General features: G+C 72.1%; 22 protein-coding genes. 10 read left to right on the top strand and 12 right to left on the bottom strand.

What is annotated here, in order from left to right; all coding sequences use genetic code 11:
* Positions 1-55: 55 nt before the first annotated feature.
* Entirely contained in the window at positions 56-874 is an 819-nt protein-coding gene (locus Pen02_RS22135) for an MBL fold metallo-hydrolase (protein ID WP_203867999.1), read from the bottom strand.
* Between the two features lie 81 nt (positions 875-955).
* On the opposite strand from Pen02_RS22135, the gene Pen02_RS22130 reads away from it, so the two are divergent.
* Positions 956-2,173 (top strand): NADP-dependent isocitrate dehydrogenase, encoded by a 1,218-nt coding sequence (locus Pen02_RS22130; protein ID WP_203867998.1) that lies wholly within the window; start codon positions 956-958, stop codon positions 2,171-2,173.
* Between the two features lie 388 nt (positions 2,174-2,561).
* Here the strand turns inward: Pen02_RS22130 and Pen02_RS22125 are convergent, their stop codons facing one another.
* Together Pen02_RS22125 and Pen02_RS22120 are read right to left on the bottom strand one after the other, a co-directional pair.
* Complete coding sequence (locus Pen02_RS22125; protein ID WP_203867997.1) at positions 2,562-3,005, bottom strand: VOC family protein; 444 nt, start codon at positions 3,003-3,005, stop codon at positions 2,562-2,564.
* 87 nt (positions 3,006-3,092) lie between these two features.
* Positions 3,093-3,656 carry a hypothetical protein gene (locus Pen02_RS22120; protein WP_203867996.1) on the bottom strand — a complete coding sequence of 188 codons (564 nt, stop codon included), beginning with the start codon at positions 3,654-3,656 and terminating at the stop codon, positions 3,093-3,095.
* A 128-nt stretch (positions 3,657-3,784) separates the two neighbouring features.
* Here Pen02_RS22120 and Pen02_RS22115 point away from each other — a divergent pair, with 128 nt between their 5' ends.
* From Pen02_RS22115 to Pen02_RS22105, 3 genes are all read left to right on the top strand, one after another.
* Positions 3,785-4,441: a response regulator transcription factor gene (locus tag Pen02_RS22115; RefSeq protein ID WP_203867995.1), complete on the top strand. Its 657-nt coding sequence runs from the start codon at positions 3,785-3,787 to the stop codon at positions 4,439-4,441.
* The gene (locus Pen02_RS22110) at positions 4,438-5,661 is read left to right on the top strand and encodes a sensor histidine kinase (RefSeq protein WP_239141081.1); all 1,224 of its coding nucleotides are present in this window, start codon (positions 4,438-4,440) and stop codon (positions 5,659-5,661) included. Before Pen02_RS22115 ends, Pen02_RS22110 begins: the two co-directional genes overlap by 4 nt.
* A gap of 221 nt (positions 5,662-5,882) precedes the next feature.
* On the top strand, positions 5,883-6,794 hold the full coding sequence (locus Pen02_RS22105; RefSeq protein WP_203867994.1) for a hypothetical protein: 912 nt from the start codon (positions 5,883-5,885) through the stop codon (positions 6,792-6,794).
* Between the two features lie 76 nt (positions 6,795-6,870).
* Here Pen02_RS22105 and Pen02_RS22100 read toward each other — a convergent pair whose 3' ends face one another.
* Positions 6,871-7,290 carry a hypothetical protein gene (locus Pen02_RS22100; RefSeq protein WP_203867993.1) on the bottom strand — a complete coding sequence of 140 codons (420 nt, stop codon included), beginning with the start codon at positions 7,288-7,290 and terminating at the stop codon, positions 6,871-6,873.
* Positions 7,291-7,506: 216 nt separating this feature from the next.
* On the opposite strand from Pen02_RS22100, the gene Pen02_RS41910 reads away from it, so the two are divergent.
* Both Pen02_RS41910 and Pen02_RS22090 read left to right on the top strand, forming a co-directional pair.
* Positions 7,507-9,027 (top strand): helix-turn-helix domain-containing protein, encoded by a 1,521-nt coding sequence (locus Pen02_RS41910; protein WP_239141079.1) that lies wholly within the window; start codon positions 7,507-7,509, stop codon positions 9,025-9,027.
* Between the two features lie 30 nt (positions 9,028-9,057).
* Positions 9,058-9,420 (top strand): hypothetical protein, encoded by a 363-nt coding sequence (locus Pen02_RS22090; RefSeq protein ID WP_203867992.1) that lies wholly within the window; start codon positions 9,058-9,060, stop codon positions 9,418-9,420.
* A 16-nt stretch (positions 9,421-9,436) separates the two neighbouring features.
* Here Pen02_RS22090 and Pen02_RS22085 read toward each other — a convergent pair whose 3' ends face one another.
* From Pen02_RS22085 to cysC, 5 genes are all read right to left on the bottom strand, one after another.
* Positions 9,437-10,609, bottom strand: a complete 1,173-nt coding sequence (locus Pen02_RS22085; protein WP_203867991.1) for a serine hydrolase domain-containing protein — start codon at positions 10,607-10,609, stop codon at positions 9,437-9,439.
* Positions 10,610-10,655: 46 nt separating this feature from the next.
* Positions 10,656-11,735: a galactose-1-phosphate uridylyltransferase gene (galT, locus tag Pen02_RS22080; RefSeq protein ID WP_203867990.1), complete on the bottom strand. Its 1,080-nt coding sequence runs from the start codon at positions 11,733-11,735 to the stop codon at positions 10,656-10,658.
* Positions 11,732-12,511: a DeoR/GlpR family DNA-binding transcription regulator gene (locus Pen02_RS22075; RefSeq protein ID WP_203867989.1), complete on the bottom strand. Its 780-nt coding sequence runs from the start codon at positions 12,509-12,511 to the stop codon at positions 11,732-11,734. The genes galT and Pen02_RS22075 overlap by 4 nt, the downstream gene beginning before the upstream one ends.
* Positions 12,511-14,547, bottom strand: a complete 2,037-nt coding sequence (locus Pen02_RS22070) for a beta-galactosidase (protein ID WP_239141077.1) — start codon at positions 14,545-14,547, stop codon at positions 12,511-12,513. The genes Pen02_RS22075 and Pen02_RS22070 overlap by 1 nt, the downstream gene beginning before the upstream one ends.
* 103 nt (positions 14,548-14,650) lie before the next feature.
* On the bottom strand, positions 14,651-16,180 hold the full coding sequence (gene cysC, locus Pen02_RS22065) for an adenylyl-sulfate kinase (RefSeq protein WP_203867987.1): 1,530 nt from the start codon (positions 16,178-16,180) through the stop codon (positions 14,651-14,653).
* A 268-nt stretch (positions 16,181-16,448) separates the two neighbouring features.
* Between cysC and Pen02_RS22060 the strand changes: the two genes are divergently transcribed.
* Genes Pen02_RS22060 through Pen02_RS22045 form a run of 4 tightly spaced genes read left to right on the top strand, consistent with a single transcriptional unit; the run spans position 16,449 to position 19,947 of the window.
* Positions 16,449-17,441 carry an ABC transporter ATP-binding protein gene (locus tag Pen02_RS22060; RefSeq protein ID WP_203867986.1) on the top strand — a complete coding sequence of 331 codons (993 nt, stop codon included), beginning with the start codon at positions 16,449-16,451 and terminating at the stop codon, positions 17,439-17,441.
* On the top strand, positions 17,438-18,322 hold the full coding sequence (locus Pen02_RS22055) for an ABC transporter permease (RefSeq protein ID WP_203867985.1): 885 nt from the start codon (positions 17,438-17,440) through the stop codon (positions 18,320-18,322). Before Pen02_RS22060 ends, Pen02_RS22055 begins: the two co-directional genes overlap by 4 nt.
* On the top strand, positions 18,319-19,230 hold the full coding sequence (locus Pen02_RS22050) for an ABC transporter ATP-binding protein (RefSeq protein ID WP_203867984.1): 912 nt from the start codon (positions 18,319-18,321) through the stop codon (positions 19,228-19,230). Before Pen02_RS22055 ends, Pen02_RS22050 begins: the two co-directional genes overlap by 4 nt.
* A 6-nt stretch (positions 19,231-19,236) precedes the next feature.
* Positions 19,237-19,947 (top strand): ABC transporter permease, encoded by a 711-nt coding sequence (locus Pen02_RS22045; protein WP_203867983.1) that lies wholly within the window; start codon positions 19,237-19,239, stop codon positions 19,945-19,947.
* A 53-nt stretch (positions 19,948-20,000) separates the two neighbouring features.
* On the opposite strand, the gene Pen02_RS22040 is transcribed toward Pen02_RS22045, so the two are convergent.
* From Pen02_RS22040 to Pen02_RS22030, 3 genes are all read right to left on the bottom strand, one after another.
* Positions 20,001-20,642: an N-acetylmuramoyl-L-alanine amidase family protein gene (locus Pen02_RS22040; RefSeq protein ID WP_203867982.1), complete on the bottom strand. Its 642-nt coding sequence runs from the start codon at positions 20,640-20,642 to the stop codon at positions 20,001-20,003.
* A gap of 334 nt (positions 20,643-20,976) precedes the next feature.
* A complete protein-coding gene (locus Pen02_RS22035) occupies positions 20,977-21,672 on the bottom strand; it encodes a hypothetical protein (protein WP_203867981.1) in 696 nt (231 codons plus the stop codon).
* A gap of 14 nt (positions 21,673-21,686) precedes the next feature.
* Complete coding sequence (locus tag Pen02_RS22030; protein ID WP_203867980.1) at positions 21,687-22,217, bottom strand: RNA polymerase sigma factor; 531 nt, start codon at positions 22,215-22,217, stop codon at positions 21,687-21,689.
* Positions 22,218-22,232 lie beyond the last annotated feature (15 nt).

The raw sequence follows: 22,232 nt of genomic DNA, 5'->3' as shown, positions 1-22,232 counted from the left end.
ATGCTGCTGAGCTGGGGCGAAGCACACCACCCCCGACAATCGACTCGAAGCAGTACTACAGCGGAACGAAGGGTGTACTCAGGTGCGGGGTGCCGAGCGTGGCGGTCGGCCGGGCGGCCAGTTCGGCGAGCAGCCGCTCCCGGGAGGCGCGGGCGGTGACCGGGTCGTCCTCGTGCACGTACGGCAGCTCGGGGGCGACCAGTTGCACCGCGTGCACCAGCAGGTCGCCGGTGAGCAGCAGGCTCTGGTCGGCATGTTCGACCAAGACCGACTGGTGCCCGGGGGTGTGCCCCGGGGTGGCCACGATCCGGATTCCGGTGCCGAGCCGCAGGTCGCCGTCGAGCGCGTCGAGCTGGCCGGCGGCGGTGAGCGGATCGAGCAGGTATCCGGCCACCCCGGACGGGTCGTTCCGGCGTACGGCCTCGATGTCGGCCCGTTGCAGCAGGTAGCGGGCGTTGCCGAAGTACGGCGTACCGGCCGCGCCGGTGACCGCCCAGCCGATGTGGTCGGTGTGCAGGTGGGTGAGTACCACCGTGTCGACCTGCTCGGGTGCGATGCCGACGGCGGCGAGGGTGGCCGGCAGCCGACCGGGCACCGGGGCCCAGTGCCGGGCGGGCGCGTCGGCCGGGCCGATGCCGGCGTCGACGAGGATCACCCGGCCGGCGGCCGGGCCGTCGTCGACGCGGAGCGCGAAGCAGCGGAACGGCAGCCGCCACTGCCCGTCGGCGGTCACCGCCTCGGGGTCGCGTTCGTCGGCGAGTCGCCAGTGTGCGGCGGTGGCGGTCGGGAACGCCTCGGCGCGGGGCTGGAAGAACAACCCCTCGGCGTCCGGCAGCGCGACGACGGTGACCGGACCCACGGAACGGGTGAGCATGGCAGGCAGTGTATGGCCCCTGATCGCTCTCCAGTACGCTCGTACTGCTAGAGCAGATGTCCCGGAGAGGAGCGCCGCCCGATGGCGAAGATCAAGGTTACGAATCCGGTGGTAGAACTCGACGGCGACGAGATGACCCGGATCATCTGGAAGCAGATCCGCGATCAGTTGATCCTGCCGTACCTCGACGTCGACCTGCACTACTACGACCTTTCGATCCAGTACCGCGACGAGACCGACGACCAGGTCACGGTCGACGCGGCGAACGCGATCAAGCAGCACGGCGTCGGCGTGAAGTGCGCCACCATCACCCCGGACGAGGCCCGGGTCGAGGAGTTCGGCCTCAAGAAGATGTGGCGCTCGCCGAACGGCACGATCCGGAACATTCTCGGCGGCGTGGTGTTCCGCGAGCCGATCATCATGTCCAACGTGCCCCGGCTGGTACCGGGCTGGACCAAGCCGATCATCATCGGCCGGCACGCGCACGGCGACCAGTACAAGGCCACCGACTTCGTGGTGCCGGGGCCGGGCACGGTCACCATCACCTACACCCCGGCCGACGGCGGCGCCCCGGTTGAGATGGAGGTGGCGAACTTCCCCGGTGGCGGCGTCACGATGGGGATGTACAACTACGACGACTCGATCCGGGACTTCGCCCGGGCCTCCTTCCGGTACGGCCTGGACCGTGGCTACCCGGTCTACCTGTCCACGAAGAACACCATCCTCAAGGCGTACGACGGCCGGTTCAAGGACCTCTTCGCCGAGGTCTTCGAGGCGGAGTTCGCCTCGGAGTTCGACGCCGCCGGCATCACCTACGAGCACCGGCTGATCGACGACATGGTGGCCGCCGCGCTGAAGTGGGAGGGCGGCTTCGTCTGGGCCTGCAAGAACTACGACGGTGACGTGCAGTCCGACACCGTGGCGCAGGGCTTCGGCTCGCTGGGCCTGATGACCTCGGTGCTGATGACCCCGGACGGCCGTACGGTCGAGGCCGAGGCGGCGCACGGCACTGTCACCCGGCACTACCGGCAGTGGCAGAAGGGCGAGAAGACCTCGACCAACCCGATCGCGTCGATCTTCGCCTGGACCCGTGGCCTGGCGCACCGGGGCAAGCTGGACGGCACCCCCGAGGTGAGCCGGTTCGCCGAGGCGCTGGAGCAGGTCTGCGTGGAGACCGTCGAGGGTGGCCAGATGACCAAGGACCTGGCGCTGCTCATCTCCCGCGACGCCCCGTGGCTGACCACCGACGAGTTCATGTCCGCCCTGGACCACAACCTGGCGAAGAAGCTCTCCGCCTGACGGTGCCCCTCGGCCGATCTTGACGACTTGTCGTCGTTCTCCCGCGACGACAAGTCGTCAACATCCACCCGGTAAGCCCTCGCCCCGGCGTCCAAGATCGCCTGGTTTGTGCCGTTACCGTCGGGCGGGCGCGCTCGTTGGACAGGGTGGACGTGATGCCAGTCGCGTCCAGGAAGACCGGCCCGGTCGAGGCCGCCGCGAGAGGCCCGTACCGGATGGAGCGGTCTTCCCGGCTGTTGCGCACAGCCGGCCGTCCCTTCCCTGCGGGGGGCCCTGTCCCGGGCCCCCCGCGCCCTCGTTCCCGGCCGAATTCCGCACCAGACCTGCTGGCCGGCCGACCTCCGGCACGACGTCGTGGCGGTCAGGCAGCGGTACGCCAACCGCCGGCCTACTCCTCGACCGGGGCGAGCGACACCCGACCGTCCTCCGCGACCTGCCAGCCCGGGTTGTACGCCACCTCCCAGAGCAGTTCGTTCGGATCCGAGAAGTGGCCGTGGTAGCCGCCGAACGCGGCCGACTGACCCGGCTTGACCAGCGTCGCCCCGGCGGCAGCCGCCTGCGCCAGTACCCGATCGACCTCCGCCGGGCTCGACACGTTGTGCGACAACGTGAAACCGGTGGGGGCGGGCAGCACCGGCGTTCCGGCACCGAGGTCGGCGGCGAACGCCTCCGCCTCGAAGAGCCCGAGCACCAGCCCGGGAGCCACCTGAAAGAAGAGGATCTCCTCGGGTACGTCCAGCGTCGGGATCCAGCCCAGCCCGTCGACGTAGAAGTCGCGGGCCCGGTCGAGGTCCCGGGTGGCGACGGTGACGAAGTGCACGCGTTGCTCCATGACCAGTCATTGTCCCGCCCGACGCGACCGGTGGCACCGGTTCGCCGAGCCCGGCGGACGCCGCCTCGGCGAACCGGGGTGCGGCGGTCAGCCCTGGCTGTCGGTCCGGGGGCCCGCCGTCGAGCCGCCCGGCGGCGTCGGTCGATGTCCCGCGCACGCCCGCTCGGCGGCCTTGAAGTCCTCCGACTGCGGATCGAGGCCCGGCCCGCCCTGGATCCGGATCCCGCCGTCGGCCTCGGGATCGGGGAACCCCGGTACGCCGTTCTCCCGCATGCACCGGGCGTACTCCCGCATCCGCTGCTGCGCCTGCGGGTCCAGTTTCGGCGGCTCGCCCCCGTTCGGCAGGTACTCCTGGCACTTCTGCTGGGCCGCCTTCAACTTCGCCTCGTCCGCGCCCTCCGGTGCCCGCATCCGGATCGCCCCGCCCTCGATCTCCGGGTCGGGGAAGTTCGGTACGCCGTTCTCCCGCATGCACTGGCCGAACCGGCGGGCCCGGTCCGCCTCGTCCACCGGGGCCGGTCCGCCGCCGGCATCCGCGCTCGCGGTCCGACCGCCGGCCGTGGCGATCCCCGGCTCCCGGTCGGTCCCGCCACAGCCGGCCGCGCCGGTCACCAGCAGCAGGGCCAGCAGCAGGCCGATCCTGGTCCGCATCGTCGTACCACCTCCGTTCGGGCCGGCCCGGCGCCGGCCGTACCGCGAAGTAGAGCCGGTGCCGCCTTTCCCGGCCGTCACGGAAAGCGTTGACGCCGCGGTTACCCGGTACGGGTCAGCATGGGCGGATGCGGATCCTGCTGGTCGAGGACGAACGACTGCTCGCCGACACGGTGGCCCAGGGGCTGCGCCGGGCTGCCCACGCGGTCGACGTGGCGTACGACGGCGGTGCCGCGCTCGAACGGGTCGGCGTACACGACTACGACGTGGTGGTGCTCGACCGCGACCTGCCGGTGGTACACGGTGACGAGGTGTGCCGGGCGATCGTCCGGCACGGCTCGCCGGTCCGGGTGCTGATGCTGACCGCCGCCGCCGAGATCGACGACCGGGTCACCGGACTGTCCCTGGGCGCCGACGACTACCTGCCGAAGCCGTTCGCGTTCCGGGAACTGGCCGCCCGGGTGACGGCGCTGGGCCGCCGGTCCCGGTCGGCCGCGCCGCCGGTGCTGGAACGTGCCGGGGTACGCCTCGACCCGCACCGCCGCGAGGTCTACCGGAACGGCAGGTACGTCCCGCTGTCCCGCAAGGAGTTCGCGGTCCTCGCCGAGCTGCTCCGGGCCGACGGTGCCGCGGTCTCCGCCGAGCGGCTGCTGGAGAAGGCGTGGGACGAGCACGCCGACCCGTTCACCCACGCGGTACGGATGGCGGTCCTGAAGCTGCGCCGCAAACTCGGCGACCCACCGATCGTGCTCACCGAGCCGGGAGTGGGGTACCGGATCCCGTGAGGCGTCTCTCGCCGGCCAGGCTGACGATCCGAGGCCGGCTGACCCTGGTCTACGGCGGACTGTTCCTGCTCGCCGGCCTGCTCCTGCTCGGCGTGACGTACGCCCTGATGTCGCAGCGGCTGCCGCAGAACTCCACCTTCACGGTCAGCCGGTCCGGGCCGGTCCCCGACGGCCCGTCGACAGCACCGCCGGCGGTCGACGGCGCCACCGGTGCGGCGCTCGGCGGCGAGGCCGGGCTGCCGTCGCCGACCGAGGTCGAGCAGGTGACCAGGGCGGCGGCGCTGGCCCGGCAGGACGCCCTGGAGGCGCTGCTCACCCAGGGCGGGATCGCGCTGGTCGTGGTCGGGGTCGCCGCGACCGCCTTCGGCTGGCTGATCGCCGGCCGGCTGCTCCAGCCGCTGCACCGGGTGACCGAGACCGCCCGGCGGATCGCCGGTGCCCCGGACGCCGACCGTGGCCTGCACGAGCGGATCGCGCTGACCGGGCCGCCGGACGAGATCAGGGAACTCGCCGACACCTTCGACCTGATGCTGGCCCGGCTGGACCAGGCGTTCGACAGTCAGCGGCGGTTCATCGGCAACGCGTCGCACGAGCTGCGTACCCCGTTGACCCTGAACCGGACCCTGCTGGAGGTGATGGTCGACCCCGGCTCGGCCTCGCCCGAACTGCGTCAACTCGGCAGCACGCTGCTGGCCGTCAACGCCCGGCACGAGCGGTTGATCGACGGACTACTGCTGCTGGCCCGGTCGGAGGGCGAGGTGGCCGAGCGATCCTATGTGGACCTGGCGGACGTGGTGGAGCACGTGGTCGGGCAGTTGCCGCCGGGGCCGGTCGGGGTACGCGCCGAGCCGGCCGAGGCGGCCACCACCGGCAGTTCGGTACTGCTCGAACGGCTGGTGCAGAACCTGGTCGAGAACGGCGTACGGCACAACGTCGCCGAGCACGGCTGGGTACGGGTCAGCAGCGGTTCCGGCCCGGCCGGCACGGTGCGGGTACGGGTGGAGAACAGTGGGCCGGTGGTGCCCAGGTACGAGATCCCGAGCCTGTTCGAACCGTTTCGGCGGCTCGGCGGCGACCGGCTCGCCACCAACCCGGCCGGTGCCGGACTCGGGCTGTCGATCGTCCGGGCGGTGGCCCGGGCACACGGCGGGACGGTGGCGGCCGAACCCCGCGACGGCGGCGGCCTGGTCGTCACCGTCACCCTGCCGGCCGCCCGCTGACCGGAGTTCCAGCGGCCGTGGTCCGCCGCTGCTCCATGCCGGCCGGGACGCCGTCCGGAGTTTCAGCGGCCGTGGTCCGCCGCTGCTGCCCACCGATCGTGGCGCCGTCCGGAGTTGATTGTCCGGGGCGGCGCATCGAAGCCGGACAACCTTCCGCCGACTACACCTCGAAACAGCGGGTCCGACGGCGGTCCCGCAGCAGCAGCGGGAGGGACACGAACATGATCGGCAACTTCACCCGGCGGAGACGTCGGCTGCTTCCGGTGGCGCTCGGCGTACTGCTGACCGTGGCGGCACTCGTCGCCGGGACGGTGGCGCCGGCAGCGGCCGAACCGGCGGACCGGGTCTCGACCCAGGCGTCCGTCGTCCGGTTCAACGCGATCTGGGAACCGGGCGGCGACAACCGGGCCTGGGTGCACACCTGGGCGGCCCAGGACCTGCTCCACCACAACGGTGAGCTGTTCAACCAGGGCTGGCGGATCGACTCGCTGACCATGGTCAAGGGCGCGAACGGGGAACTGCGGTACAACGCGATCTGGAAGCCGGGCAGCGGTCCGAGCCCGGTCCTGATCGGCTGGACCGAGCAGCAGTTCTTCGCCCAGGTCGGCGCGTACTGGAGCCAGGGGCTGCGGCCGTGGCGGATCAACCGCTACCCGCACGGTGGCAGCTTCCGCTACGACGCCATCTTCAAGCCGGGCACCGACGGTCGGCGGTACGTCGTCGACTGGACCCGGGACAGCCTGCTGGCCGAGGACGCCAAGATGCGCGCCCAGGGCTACCGGCTGGTCCAGGTGACCGGTGTGCCGCAGAACCCGCCGCTCAGCGCCGACGTCCGCTACGTCGGGATCTGGATGCCGGGCACCGACGCCCGACCCACCCTGCTCGGCGGGACCTGGGACGAACTGGCGCAGGCGAACGGCAACCACTGGGCCAGCGGCTACCGGATGAAGTACCTGAGCAGCTACCTGACCAACACCGGCGCGCTCCGCTACGACGCGATCTGGGAGCCGGGCAACGACGGCCGGCCGATCATCTTCGGCTGGGACGCCGCCGGCTTCGCCGCGAAGAACAGCGAGGTCTGGGCGATCGGCTACCGGCCGACCGTGCTGCACAGCTACCTCAGCCCGAACTGACCGACCGACTCAAGATGGGGGCGGCGGCGCACGGAAGGACCCGTGCGTCGCCGCCCCCATCCCGTTGCGGCGAGGTTCAGGGCGCCGAGGGGACGGTCGCGTCCATGGTGAGGGAACGTCGGGCCACCGGTGCTGGTTCTGGTGCCGGTGGCGGGGCCAGGCCATCGGTCGCCCGCGGTTCGGTACGACCGGTGTGCGTGATTCCGGCCAGTGAGCGCAGCCCGTCGGCCAGGCCGCCCGCCTGGCGCGGCGACAGCACGAGTACCGCGTACGGCTCGTCCGGGTCGTCGGCGTCGTCGTAGGCCTCCACCAGGACGGTGGCGGGCGTACCCTTCGGCAGACCCGGACCGGTGACGAACGCGGCGAGCCGGAGCGGCTCGGAACCCACGGGTTCGACGGTGTGCAGGCGGGACATGTGCGAACCGGTCGGGTTGGCCGGGGTGACCGGGCAGGGCGCCGAACACCAGGGCGGATGTGGCACGGAGTCGGTGGTCACGTCTCCTCCATCTCGTTCGGGCCATCCGCCCGCCCGACCCGGGTCGGTGCGGCTGGCCAGGCGATGTGTGCCTTCGAGGGTGCGCCCTGGCGACGGGCGGTCCTGTGTCGAGCGGAGTATGCGTGACATGTATGGGCGGCATCGCTGTATGCACGTAGAGTGATAGGCCGTCCGTAGATGTGAAGAGGTCACGTCCACGATGAGTCGGGCAGAGCCATGACCAACCGGACCGTGCGCTACTGCCGGTGTGGGACGCGGCTGGCCCGAGACAACCAGCAGCACCGGTGCGCGGCCTGCCAGTCGAAGACACGTGGTCTCGCGGCCGGCCCGCCGGACGTACCCGCCAACTTCTGGGACACGGACGAGATGCGGGACGCCCTCGCGACCTGGCACATGGGGCAGGTCGTCGCCGCCTATCGGCATCATCGCTTCCACGGTCGCACCATTCGACAGGAGATCGTCGCCGGCTGGGTGGGTATCACCCAGGCACAGTTGAGCCGAATCGAGGGTGGGCCTGCGATAAAGGACCTGGACAGGCTCGTGCAGTGGGCGAGGACACTCGGCATCCCGGCCGGCCTACTCTGGTTCAAGCTGCCGGAGCAGCCTGTTCGCGGTGCGGCCGACGCGCAGTTCGGGTGCCATTCCGAGGCAGGCGGAAGTGGGGATGGTAAGGACCATGCCCGTGAGACATCACCGGGGGTCGAGGATATGCACCGCCGCGAACTACTGCGCCTGCTGAGCCTTGCGGCACCGGCTCTGACGGCGGCTGGCCTGGAGGATCGGCTCGACCTGGACCGGCTGGAGTACGTCGGTGCCGAACCGCGACGGCTCGACGCGGCGGCCCTGGACGCGTACGGGTCGGTGAATCGTCAACTGTGGACGGCCTTCATCTCGGCAAAGCGCAAGAGCACCGTCCTGCCGCTCGTTTCGCGCCAGCTCGACACCTTGTTCCGTGCGTTGCGGGAAGCGCGCGGTACCGCGACCCGCATCCGCCTTTCCGCGCTGAGTAGCGAGCTTCTCCAACTTGCCGGGGAAGTGCTGTTCGACGGCAATCACTATGTCGACGCCGCGAACTGCTATGTCTCGGCGGCCGTCGCCGGTCGGGAGGCGACCGATTTCGACCTGTGGGCCTGTGCCATGACCAGGCACGCCTTCATCAGCGTCTACGAGCGACAGCCTGCGAACGCTCTTCCGCTGTTGGACGGCGCCGGACGGTTGGCGGCGCGCGGTGACGCGGCGCTCTCCACGAGGTACTGGATCGACGCCGTCGTCGCGGAAGCCGCCGCTGGCGTCGGCGATCTGGACTCGTGCGCGCGTGCTCTCGACCGGGCGGATCGGGTGGCCGGACTGGGCGGCCAGTTCCAGAACGGCGGGTGGCTCCGGTTCGACGGCTCGCGCCTGGCGGAGCAACGGGGCACCTGTTACACCCAGCTCCACCGGCCGCACCTCGCGGAGCCCGCTCTCCTGGAAGCCCTCGACAAGGATCTCTCCCTTCGCCGGCACGGCGGCGTACTCGTCGATCTCGCCCAGGTCGGGGTGCAGCTCCGGGACCCTGACCGCCTGGTCATGTACGCGGACGCGGCGCTCGTCGTCGCCAGGCAGACGGGATCAGGTGTCCTCACCCGTAGGCTCCAGGGGCTGCGGAGACAGTTGGGACCATTCACCATCGACCGACATGTCGGTCGGATCGACCGTGAGATCCGCCAGTTCGCGGACCCCGAGGCGGACCGGGCGTGACCCGAGGGGACCGACAGGAGGGAGCAGCGGATGCCAGACGAGCCGGGGCGGGCTTTCCGGGAGGCGTGGATCGCCGGTGTCCACCGGCACTATCCGGGTGAGCCGAAGCCGGGGTACGTCGCGCCGTGGGCGGAGACCCCCGACTGGGAGCGGGCCAGCGCGGCGGCGGTCGAGGAGCAGGTGCGGGCCTTCGTCACCGCCACGGACGGGCGTACCGCGAGGCTCAGCCGGGAGCAGAAGGGTCGGTTCGTGGCGCTCTGCTGGATCGGCCAGATCTTCAGACACTTCCCCGACCCGAAGCCGGCGTACGTGGCGGACTGGGCGGACCTGCCAACGTGGCAGCGGGAGACCGACGCCGACATCTTCGAGAGCATCGAGCAGCGGGCAGGTTGAGTAGTCGGGGACCTGCTCAGGCGAGCGTGCGGAACTCGGCGAGCCCGCCGTCGAACAGGAAGCCGACGGTCTGGGTCAGCACGATCGCGATCAGGTCCCGGTGTGGGTCGGTGAACCAGGAGGTGCCGTAGCCGCCGGTCCAGCCGTACCCGCCGGGGATCGGGGACGACTCGTCGGGGGTGACGGCGACGGAGAGACAGTAGCCCCAGCCGTACCCGTCGAGCACCGGGCCGGCGGCGGCGATCTGCTCCGGCGTGAGCTGGTTGGTGGTCATCAGCTCCACCGACTTCTCCGACAGCAGCCGTCGCCCCTGGTGCACTCCTCGGTGCAGCAGCAGCCGGGCGAAGGCCAGGTAGTCGGGCGCGGTCGAGACCAGGCCGTTGGCGCCGGACGGGAAGGCCGGTGGCGTCGCCCACTCGGCCGGCCGCGAAACCTCCCGCTCGGTTAGCGCGCCGGTCTCCGGATCACCCACGTAGAGCCCGGCGAGCCGGTCGGCCTGCCCGGCGGGCACGACGAAACCGGTGTCGGCCATGCCCAGCGGCGTAAAGATCCGGTCGGCGAGGAACTCCGGCAGCGGCCGGCCGGCGGCCCGGGCGACCAGCACGCCGAGCACCTCGGCGGCGGTGTCGTACTGCCAGCGTTCGCCGGGGGAGTGCATCAGCGGCAGCGTGCCGAACTGGCGGAGCCACTCCTCCGGATCGTGCGGGCTGCGCGGGTCGGGCGGCCCGATCGCCAGCCCCAACTCGTCGGCGGCGGTGACGACCGGGTACCCAGGCTGGAAGTTCGGCTCGAAGAGCAGGCCGTGCCCCATCCGGAAGGTCAGCAGGTCCTCGACGGTGGTCGGGCGGGCGGCCGGCACGGTGTCGTCGAGCGGGCCGTCGAGCCGGCGCAGCACGCCGCGCCCGGCCAGCTCGGGCAGCAGCCGGTCGACCGGCTCGTCCAGCGCCAGCCGGCCCTCCTCGACCAGCATCATGGTGGCCACCCCGAGCACCGGCTTGGTCATCGAGGTGATCCGAAAGATCGTGTCGGCGCGCATCGGGGCGGTGCCGCCGACCGTCAGCGTCCCGATCGGGTCGATCCGCGCCTCGCCACCCCGGGCCAGCACCGTCACCAGGCCGGGCAGGTCACCCCGGTCGACCCGGGCCGCCATCGCCGCGTGCAGCCGGTCCGGATCGGTGGAATCGGTCATGGCGGGCAGCCTACGACCCGACACCGACAAACTGGATCGCCGCCGGTCAGCCGGCGTTGCGCAGCAGTTGGGCGGACCGCTCCGGCGCGATGTCGTTGACGAAGACTCCCATCGCCGACTCCGAACCGGCCAGGTACTTCAGCTTGTCCGCCGCCCGCCGGATGCTGAACACCTGGAGGTGCAGGTGGGCCAGCGCCGGGTCGGCGTGCACCGGTGCCTGGTGCCAGGCCGAGATGTACGGCAGCGGCCGGTCGAAGAGCCGGTCGAACCGGCGCAGCAGGTCCAGGTAGAGCGGGCCGAAGGCGTCCCGCTCGGCGTCGTCCAGCGCCGGAATGTCCGGTACCGGCCGGTGCGGCGCGATGTGCACCTCGAACGGCCAGCGGGCGGCGGCCGGCACGTACGCGGTCCAGTGCTCGTTGGCCAGCACCACCCGTTCCCCGGCGGCCCGTTCGGCGGCGAGCACGTCGGCGTAGAGGTTGCGTCCGCCGGTGCGTTCCGCGTGCCGCCGCGCGGCGGTCAGCATCGCCCGGCTGCGCGGTGGCAGGAACGGGTACGCGTAGATCTGCCCGTGCGGGTGGTGCAGCGTCACCCCGATCTCCACCCCCCGGTTCTCGAAGCAGAAGACCTGCTCCACCCCGGGCAGCCCGGACAGTGCGGCGGTACGGTCGGCGAGCGCCTCCAGCACGGTACGCACCCGGCTCGGCGGCAGGGTGGCGAACGACGCCTGATGGTCGGCGGTGAAGCAGACCACCTCGCACCGCCCGGTCCCCGGCCGCACCGCCGTGTACGGCGTCACCTGGCCGGGCGGGTCTCCGGGCCGGTCGCTGAAGGACGGGAAGCGGTTCTCGAAGACCACCACGTCGTAGTCGTGGGCCGGGATCTCGCCGGACCGCTCCGGAGTGGACGGACACAGCGGGCACTGGTCGCTCGGCGGCAGGAAGATCCGACCCTGCCGGTGCGCCGCCACCGCCACCCACTCGTCGACCAGCGGGTCGTACCGGAGTTGCGAGGCGGGCGGGGGCAGCGGCAGGTCACGCCGGTCCGGCTCGTCCCGGGTCGCGTCCGGGTGCTCGTCGAAGTAGATCAGCTCGCGTCCGTCCGCCAGCTTGACCGCCAGCCGCCTCACGCCGCCACCTCACACAGCAGTAGTTCGGTCACCGAGGCCCGGAGTACCTCCCGGGCCGGTTCGGGCAGGCCGGTGTCGGAGACCACGGTGTGCGCCTCGGTCAGCTCGGCGAAGGAGGAGATGCCGACCGTCCCCCACTTGGTGTGGTCGGCGAGCACCACCAGCCGGTCCGCCGCGGCGAGCAGGGCCTGGTTGGTCTCCGCCTCCAGCAGGTTCGGGGTGCTGAACCCGGCCCGCTCGCTCATCCCGTGCACGCCGAGGAAGACCAGGTCCAGGTGGAGCGAGCGGATGGTGGCCACCGCCACCGGCCCGACCAGCGCGTCGGACGGGGTGCGTACCCCGCCGGTGAGCACCACCGTCTGGTCCGGCCGGCCGGACCGGTGCAGGATCTCGGCGACCGGGATCGAGTTGGTGACCACGGTCAGCGCCGGTACCCCGGCCAGCCGGCGGGCGAGTTCGGCGGTGGTCGTACCGGCGGATAGCGCGACCGCCATCCCGGCGGTGACCAGCCGGGCGGCCTCGGCCGCGACGGCGGACTTCTCGGCCCGCTGCCGGACCGACTTGGCCGCGAAGCCCGGCTCGTCGGTCGAGCCCGGCCGGGTGGTGGTCGCCCCGCCGTGCACCTTGGCCAGCAGGCCCCGCTCGGCCAGCGCCTCCAGGTCGCGCCGGATGGTCATGTCGGAGACGCCGAACTCGCCGGCCAGTTCGGTGACCCGGACCCCGCCCGCGCTGCGTACCCGGTGCAGGATCGCCTCCTGCCGCTGCTGGGCGAGCATCAGGCCGTCCCGGTCGGTTCCGGCTCCGGTTGCTGTGCCAACACCACCACGCCGTGGGCCGCGACCCGGGTCGGGCCGGCCCACCGGGCGCCGGTCAGCAGGTCGGTCCCGGCCGCGTCGACCGCCGCCGGCCGGTCGCCGGAGTTCAGCAGGAAGAGGTACGACCGCCCGTCCGGGTGCCGCCGCCGGATCTGCTCGATTCCGGGTACGACCGCTCCGCCCGGCCCGGCACCGGCAGCCCCGGCGATCGTGCCCAGCAGCCGACCCAGCGCCCGATCCTCCAGCCTGGTGCCGAGATACCAGGCGGTGCCGCCGCCGTCCCCGGCTCGGCGGGTGATCGCCGGCCCACCGGCGACCGGCCCGTTGTCGTACCTGACCAGCACCTCGGCGTCCGGCGCAGCCAGTGCTTCGGTCCAGACCGTCGCCGAGGTGCCGTCGTCGAGGCGTACCGTGCCGGCGGTGGGGAGCGGGAAGAACTCCTCGACCCGGATGCCGAGCAGCTCGGCGAAGGCGCCGGGCAGCGGTGCCGGGCGGACCCGGTCGCACTCGTCCACCAACCCGCTGTACGGGCCGACCACCAGCGTGCCGCCAGCTTCGACATACCCGGTCAGATTGGCGGTCGACTCGTCGTCGACCAGGTAGAGCGCCGGGGCCAGGACCAGTTTGTAGCCGGACAGGTCGGCGTCCGGCCGGGCCAGGTCGGCGGTGATGCCGGCCCGCCACAGCGCGCTGTGCCAGCGCCGGATCTCGTCGAACGCCACCATGTCGGTGCTCGGCTGGTTGGCCGCCTCCTGGGCCCAGACGCTCGAATAGTCGAGCAGCACCGCGACGTCCGCGACCGTCCGCGAGCCCTCGACCTCGGCCAGCGCCCGCAGGTGCCGGCCCAGCTCGACCACCTCGCGCCAGATCTTCGAGTCGGTACCGGCGTGCGGCAGCATCGCCGAGTGCCACTTCTCCGAGCCGGCCCGGCTGGCCCGCCACTGGAAGAAGAGCGCACCCTCGGAGCCCCGGGCCACGTGCGCCAGCGCGTCCCGGACGAGCTGCCCGGCCGGCTTGGCCAGGTTGCGCGGCTGCCAGTTGACCGCGCTGGTGGAGTGCTCCATCAGCAGCCACGGGCCGCCGGCCAGCGACCGGCTCAGGTCGGCGGCGAAGGCGATCTGGGCCGGCGGTTCGAGCGGATGTTCGCCGAGCAGGTAGTGGTCGTTGGAGAGCAGCCGGTCCGGGCCGGTCAGCTCCCGCCCCCAGGCCCAGTAGTCCAGGTTGACGCAGCTCGCGGTCATCAGGTTGGTGGTCACCGGTACGCCGGGGGAGAGCCGGTGCAGCAGGTCCCGTTCGGCGGTGAAGCAGGCCAGGTGCTCGTCCGAGCTGAACCGCTTGAAGTCCAGCACCTGGGCGGGGTTGGACGAGGTCGGGGTGGCCCGGGGCGGTTGCACCTGCGCCCAGTCGGTGTACGTCTGCGACCAGAACGCCGTCCCCCAGGCGGCGTTGAGGCCGTCGAGGTCGGCGTACCGGTGCTGGAGCCAGGTGCGGAACGCCTCGGCCGAGGTGTCGCAGTAGCAGTGCGCGTTGTGGCAGGCGTACTCGTTGTGTACGTGCCAGACGGCCAGCGCCGGGTGGTCGGCGTACCGCCGGGCGAGTTGCTCGGTCAGCGCCAGTGCGGCCCGCCGGTAGACCGGGGAGCTGGCGCAGATCGCCTGCCGGCTGCCGTACGTCAGTCGGCGCCCGTCGGCCTGTACCGGCAGCGTCTCCGGGTGGGCGGAGGAGAACCAGGGCGGCGGCGAGGCGGTGGCGGTGGCCAGGCAGACCCGGATCCCACCCGCGTGCAGCAGGTCCATGATCCGGTCGAGTCGGTCGAAGTCGTAGCGCCCCGGTGCCGGTTCGAGCCAGGCCCAGGCGAAGACGCCGACGGTGACCAGGTTGACCCCGGCCTCCCGCATCAGCGCCACGTCCTGCGGCCAGACCTGCTCGGGCCACTGTTCCGGGTTGTAGTCCCCGCCGTAGCTCAGGCCGTCGACGCCTCGCACCAGGCTGCCCACACCGCCTCCAAACGCGCTCGCACGCAATCCAACAGATACGCACACTAGCGTCCACGCGAGTACCCGCGTAAGGGCAGCCGTGGTGGTGCGGGGCGGAGGCGGGTCAGGCGGGTTGCAGGCGGGACTCGACCCAGCCGGTCTCGGTCAGGTGCGTGAGCAGCAGGTGTACGCACTCCTCCACCGTCAGGTCGGTGGTGTCGAGCACGACGTCGGCGTCCTTCGGCTCCTCGTACGGGTCGTCGACGCCGGTCATCCCGGTGAGCTGGCCGGCGCGGGCTCGGGCGTACAGGCCCTTGCGGTCCCGCCGTTCGCAGACCGCCAGCGGGGTGGCGACGTGCACCAGTACGAAACCGGCCCCGGCCGAGCGGGCCATCTCCCGGGCGATCGACCGGGCCCGGTGGTACGGCGCGATCGGGCAGCAGATGGCGAGGCCCCGGTGCCGGGCGACCTCGGCGGCGACCCAGCCGATCCGGCGTACGTTCAGGTCCCGGTCGGCCCGGCTGAAGCCCAGCCCGGCCGAGAGTTCCCGGCGGACCACGTCGCCGTCGAGCAGCGTGAGGGTGCGGTCCCCGCTCTCCCGCAGCGCGTCGGCCAGCCCCCGGGCGATCGTCGACTTGCCCGAGCCGGAGAGCCCGGTGAAGAAGACCACCAGACCCCGGTGCCGGCGCGGCGGACGGGCCCGGGTGAGTTCCTTCGCCACCGTCGGCGGGGTGTGCCACTCCGGCAGCGGGAAGCCCCGGTCGAGCAGGTCCTCGATCTCCTCCTGGCCCAGCGGCAGCCGGCGGTTGCGCGGCGGGATGTCGTCCCGCCACCGCCACTGGCCGTCCCGGTTGTCGTAGGCCAGCTCGCGGGGGACCAGCATGCGCAGCCCGCCACCGGTGAGCATCTCGGTGGTGGAGAGGACGTGGGTCACCCCGTAGGCCCGGGCCACCCGGGCCCGGAGCAGCGCGTCCCAGATGTCGTCGCCGCGCCGGGCGATCGGCACCGCGACGATGGTGGCCGGGGGCATCCGGTCCCGGGCCCCGAAGATGCTCCGGACCAGCACCTCCGGCGCCAGGCCGTCCGGGCTGGTGTTGGCGACCGGGATGAGGATGAGCAGGTGGGCGGCGAGCGTCCGGACCGCGTGCGCGATCTGCGCGAGCTGCGGCCGGTGCAGTGGCCGGTCGGCGATCACTCCGAGCACCCGGCCCGGCGGCAGCAGCTCCCGGACCTCGGCGGGGGCGCGGCGGAGCCGCTGGAACGGGCCGTGGCCGCCGTCGCCGATCCGGCGTACCGGGCCGCCGACGCCGTACCAGCCCTGGGTGGTCGGCCAGAGGTCGGTGACCTCCAGCAGGGCGGTCGGCGCCCCCTCCGGGTCGGTGAGGACCAGCCCCCGCTCGACCGGGTTGTTCAGGTCGAGGCCGCTGACCAGCTCCGCCGGCACCTGGAGGGTCACCGGCACCGGCCACGGGGAACCGTCGGCGAGCCGGCCACGCCGGGCCACCGAGGTCAGGTCGGCCCGGCCCAGGAAGCCGGCGAGCGGTGCGTACGCCCCGGTGAGCAGCAACTCCAGGTCGGCCAGCTCATACGGGCGCGGCGTGTACGCCGGAGCGTCACGCAGCAACTCATCGGGCAGCACCCACCCGTTGCTCATCCGCACCCCCAACTACCCGGCCGGCCGGCACACAGTTTCTCAGCCGGCCGCCGATCGGTCGAGACCGCCACTCCCGTTTGGACGCCTTGATCGGTGACGCCGTGTTCGGTCGGCGGCCAGAAGGAGGTTACCCAACCCGGCGCCGGACCGTTACCAAAGTCCTACCCCGGCCCTTAGGGGAGGCGGTCGGCGGGGGCCGCCGAATCAGGGGTACTTCCAGGGTCGTTTCCGGACCTCCGGTGCCCACCGCCGGCCCTACCCTGGCAGCGTGACACTGATCGCGACCCAGTCGCTGACCAAGACGTACGGCAATCGCGTGACCGCGTTGTCCGACCTGACGGTCACCGTCGAGCCGGGCATCGTCGGTCTGGTCGGAGCCAACGGTGCGGGCAAGTCGACCTTTATCAAGATCATGCTCGGCCTGCTCGAACCGACCGGCGGCCAGGCCCGGGTGCTCGGCCTCGACCCGACGGTGGACGGGCACCAGGTCCGGGCCCGGGTCGGCTACATGCCCGAGCACGACTGCCTGCCCCCGGACCTCTCCGCCGCGGAGTTCGTCACGCACATGGCGCGGATGAGCGGGCTGCCCAAGACCACCGCCCGGGAACGGGCCTCCGAGACGCTGCGGCACGTCGGCCTCTACGAGGAGCGCTACCGCCAGGTCGGCGGATACTCCACCGGCATGAAACAGCGGGTCAAGCTGGCCCAGGCGCTGGTGCACGACCCGGACCTGCTGCTGCTCGACGAGCCGACCAACGGGCTGGACCCGGCCGGCCGGGACGCCATGCTCGCCCTGATCGAGCGGATCGGCACCGAGTTCGGCATCTCGGTGCTGGTCTGCTCGCACCTGCTCGGCGAGGTCGAGCGGATCTGCGACGCGCTGGTCGCGATCGAGGGCGGCAAACTGCTCCGGTCGGCACAGCTCTCCGACATGACCGCGGTGACCGAGGTGCTCTCGGTCGAGGTCAGCGAGGGCACCGACGAGCTGGCCGCCCGGCTCGCCGCCGCCGGCCTGCCGGTCCGCCGGGACAACCGGCTGCTGCTGGTACCCGTGCTCGACCCGGATTCCGCAGGTGTCGGGGCGGGGGACACGGCGCTCGACAAGACGTACGACCTGATCCTGACCGCGGTCGCCGAGCTGGACCTGCCGCTGCACCGGCTCGACCAGCGCCGGCACCGGGTCGTCGAACTCTTCGCCACCGACCCGGCCCGGGTGTCCGGGCCGGTCGCCGCCGGCACGGCCCTGGAGGGCGCCCGATGACCACCCTCGACGCCCCGCAGACCGACCGTCCGGCCGGGGTCATCCACGACATCGGCTACCAGCGCTACGACGGTCCCCGGCTCGGCCGGCGCTACCTGGTCGGCTCGCTCTACCTGCACAGCCTGCGTACCGCGTTCGGGCTCGGTCGCACCATCAAGGCGAAGATCTTCCCGTGGCTGATCGTCGGGGTGGTCGGGGTGGTCGCCGCGGTGCTGACCGCGGTCCGGGCCCAGACCGGCGAGGTGGCGCTGAGCTACGCCGAGTTCCCCGAGGTGCTCAGCATCCTGATCATCTTCTTCTGCGCGATCGTCGGGCCGGAACTCGCCTCCCGCGACCTGCACAGTGGGGTGCTGCCGCTCTACTTCGCCCGCCCGCTGCACCGCGCCGACTACGCACTGGTCAAGCTGGCCGCGTTGGTCTCGGCGACCTTCCTGATGCTCGCGGTACCGCTGACGGTGATGTTCGCCGGTGCCGCGTTCATGGTCGACGGCATCGGGGCGGTCTGGGACGAACTCGGGGACTTCCTGCCGGCGCTCGGCTACGTCGCCGTACACGCGATCGTCTACTCCGTGCTGGCGCTGCTGGTCGCCTCCCTGGTCCGGCGCCGGGCGGTGGCGGCCGGGGCGATCGTCGGCGCCTTCCTGCTGACCAGCCCGGTCGTCGCGGTGCTGTCGGTGATGCCGCACGAGGCGGCGAACCAGCTCGCCGGGCTGGCCAGCCCGGTCACCCTGGTCGGCGGGATCGGGGACTGGACGGTCGAGGAGGTCGGTGACCTCGACATCGGCCCGTACGGTCCGCTCTACGGCCTGGTCGCCGTCGGGTTCGTCGTCGCCGGCATCCTGCTGCTGCTCGCCCGCTACCGGAAGGTCGCCGCCCGATGAGTAACGTGGAACTGGCCGGGGTCTCCCGCTGGTACGGCAACGTGGTGGCCGTCAACGACGTGTCGATGAGCCTCGGCGCCGGGGTGACCGGGCTGCTCGGGCCGAACGGTGCCGGCAAGACCACCGTGCTGCACATGATGGCCGGGTTCCTGGCCCCCTCCAAGGGCACGGTGAGCCTGGACGGCGAACCCACCTGGGGCAATCCCGAGGTCTACCGTCGGCTCGGCCTGGTCACCGAGCGGGAGTCGGTCTACGACTTCCTCAGCGCGTACGAGTTCGCGCTGGCCAGCGCCCGGCTGCACCGGCTGCCCGACCCGGAGGCGGCGGCCCGGCGGGCGATCGAGCTGGTCGAGCTGACCGAGGCGCAGGACCGCCGGATCGGCACGTACTCCAAGGGCATGCGTCAGCGGGCCCGGGTCGCCGCCGCCCTGGTGCACGACCCGCAGGTGCTGCTGCTGGACGAGCCGTTCAACGGGATGGACCCGAGGCAGCGGCTGCACATGATGGAGCTGCTGCACTCGCTCGGCGCACAGGGCCGGACGATCCTGTTCAGCTCGCACATCCTGGAGGAGGTCGAGCAGGTCTCCGGCACCGTACAGGTGATCGTCTCGGGCCGGCTCGCCGCCTCCGGCGACTTCCGGACCATCCGGCGGCTGATGACCAACCGGCCGCACGTCTTCGCCGTGCAGTCCAGCGACGACCGGCGGCTGGCCGTCGAGCTGATCGGCCAGCCCTCGGTGAACGGGGTGGACGTCACCCGGGACGGGCTGACCGTCCGGGCCGGCGACTACGGCAGTTTCACCCGCGCCCTGCCGAAGATCGCGCTGGCCTCCGGCATCCGGGTACGCCGGCTGCTGCCCTCGGACGAGTCCCTGGAGAGCGTGTTCTCCTACCTGGTGGAGGCGTAGATCCCAATGACGACTGTTTCCTGGATCACCGCGCGCGGGCTGCTCGGGCGGCGCCGGTTCCTGCTGCTCTTCCCGCTGCCGGTGCTGCTGGTCGGGCTGGCGGTGCTGTCCCGGGCGGCCGGCGTCGCGTCGACCGAGTGGGGTCTGCCGGTCGTACACGGGCTGGGTCTCGGTGTGGTGTTGCCGGTGACCGCGCTGATCGTCGGCACGGCGGTACTCGGTTCCGAGATCGACGACGGGACGTTGCTGCACATCCTGACCAAGCCGCTGCCCCGGTGGCAGATCGTGCTGCCGAAGCTCCTCGTGGCGGCCGGGGTCACCGCGCTCACCGTCGCCCTGCCGCTCTACGTCGCCGGGGTGCTGGTCGAGTCGGTACGGTTCGGGCTCGGCCTGGCCGCCGCGGGTGCGGTCGGCGCACTGGCGTACTCGGCGTTCTTTCTGGCACTGAGCCTGCTGACCCGTCGTCCGGTGCTGCTCGGCCTGGTGTACGTGCTGATCTGGGAGGGCCTGCTCAACAACATCGTCAGCGGTACCCGGGTGCTGTCGGTGCAGCACTACGTGGTGACCCTGACCGATCGGATCGCGCCGACGGCACTGCTGGACGGCTCGGTGTCGCTGCCGGTGGCGATCGTGATGAGTGCGGTCTTCACGGTCGGCTTCACCCTGCTGGCGATCCGCCGGCTGGGTACCTTCAGCGTGGCCGGCGAGACGAGCTGACCGAGGGGCAGCGGCGGGGCCGGCTCACCGAGCCGGCCCCGCCGCCGTCGCGGCTACGCGAGGCCGAAGAAACGGGCGATGCCCCGGGCGTGCCCGACGGCGAGCGCCTGCCGGAAGTCCGCGCGGGCGAGCAGCGCCGCGTCGGCGGCCCGGTCGATGAAGAGGTTCTCGGTGAGCATCGCCGACATCGCGGTTTCCCGGAGTACCTGGAAGTTCGCCGTCTTCTGGCCACGGTCGGTGACCGCGCCGACGGTCCGCGCGTTGCTGAGCACGGCCGCGTGCACGTCGTCCTGTAGGCGCTGGGTCGCGGCGCCGGCGGTGGGGAAGATGTAGCTCTCGAAGCCGGTGCCGCCGCCGGCGTTGATGTGGATGCTCACGAAGACGTTGGCGCCCCAGGAGTTGGCGTCGCTGCTGCGCGAGCTGAGGCTGCGGGTGACGTCCGTGGTGCGGGACATCCGGATCGAGACGTCCCAGTTGGTCTGTAGGACGGTGCGGGTGCGCAGCGCGATGTCGAGGGTCAGGGCCTTCTCCTGGAGGCCGTTCCCGACGGCGCCGGGGTCGGTCCCGCCGTGGCCGGGGTCGAGGTAGATCTTCGGCGGTGCGGCCTGGGCGGGGCTGGCGAGCAGCGGCGCGGTCGCGATCCCGGCGACTGCGGCCAACAGGGTGCGTCTGCGCATGAGGGGTACGCCGGACATGGGTTCCTCCCGGGGGGTGGGTGGGCGGACGATGCCGAACCACGGGTGGTGGAGACGGTGGGGGTTGCCGTCTCGTCGCGCGTCCGGGTAGAAACGCCACGACCCCGTCACCGATGGGCGAGGGGCCGATAATTTTCACTGGGCGGCGCGATGGCGTAGATTTTCGACATCAGGTGCCGTCTATGTCAAGCCCCGACCTCTGCGATCTCGGTCCGGCTGTCGGAGGATCCGGCGGGCCGACGGCGATCGGGACGCGCGAACGGACCGGGGGCGGGATTCCGCCCCCGGAGGCGGGGACCACCCAAGCCGCCCGGTCCCCGCCCCAGCCCCCGTGCTACCCCTCCTCGGTCATCGGCGACTCGCCGGGCAGCGGAGTACGCCCGAACACGATGCGGGCGTACGACTTGAAGTTCAGCGGGATCCGGATGCCGACCGAGCAGTTGCCGTTCGCGGTGCAGTTGCCGGGCGACTCGATGGTCTCCACCTCCGCGTCCGGACCGGTTTCCATGAAGACCACCCGACCGACCCGCTCCGCCGGTACCGGGGCGACGGTGATCTCGATGTCGAGCCCGTACTTCTTCAGTTCGGCCTGGTAGCGGGCGGGATCGGCGATCGGGTCCACGATCGTGACGACGATGTACTCGGCCCCGGGGACGATCGAGAGCGCGACCGGCCGCAGCGACGGGGCCGGGCTCGCCGGCCCGTTCGACGCGGCGGTCGGCGGCCCGGACGGGGCGACCTGGGTCAGTTCCGGGCTGGCCGGGTCGCCGGGCAGGGCGAGGGCGACGACCGCGACCAGCGCACCGAGGGCGGCCACGGTCGGCACCGCGAAGGCGAACCGGCGACCCGCGAACCAGGACCCGGGCCGGCGGGGGATCCGGACCGGTGCCGGCTCGGCGGTCGACGTCGTCATGATTATCTGAAGCAGCTCCCGCGCGACCGGCCCGTCCGGTTCCCAGGCCGAGTCGGCGACGTGGTGCTCCGGGGCCAGCAGCCGGATCAGCCGGTCCTGCTCGTCGTGGTCCGTCATGGTGTTCTCCCCGGTCATCTCGTCAGCGACGGCTGGCGCAGTGCGGCGGCGAACCGTCGCCGGGCGCGGTGCAGCCGGATTCGGGCGGCGTTCGCCGAGCAGTCGAGGACCACGGCCAGCTCGTCGGCGGCCAGCCCCTCCCAGGCCACCAGCCGCAGCAGTTCCTGGTCGGCCTCGGACAGGGACCGGAACGCCCGTCCGACGTCGTCGGGCACCTCCGGCGCGACGACCTCGGTCCGGGCGAGTTCCTGGCGCAGCCGCGCCGCGAGGTCGGCCCGGCGCCGTACGCTCCGGTGGTGGTTCGCCAGCATGTTGCGGGCCACCCCGAACAGCCACAACCGGCCCTGGTCCGTCGGGATCTCGTCGATCCGCCGCCAGGCGACGAGGAAGGTGTCCGCCACCACGTCGGCCGCGGCCTCCGGACGGTCGCACCGGCGCAGCGCGAAGGCGAGCAGGTCCTGGTAGCAGGCCCGGTAGAGGGTTTCGAACCTGGCGGCGGCGACGTGCGCGTCGTCGGTGGACGGAGTGGGTGCGGCGCGGGCCAACGGAACTCCCTCGGA

It is taken from the genome of Plantactinospora endophytica (assembly GCF_016862915.1).
Taxonomy (GTDB): domain Bacteria; phylum Actinomycetota; class Actinomycetes; order Mycobacteriales; family Micromonosporaceae; genus Plantactinospora; species Plantactinospora endophytica.
This window is presented reverse-complemented; position numbering and strand designations above follow the sequence as displayed.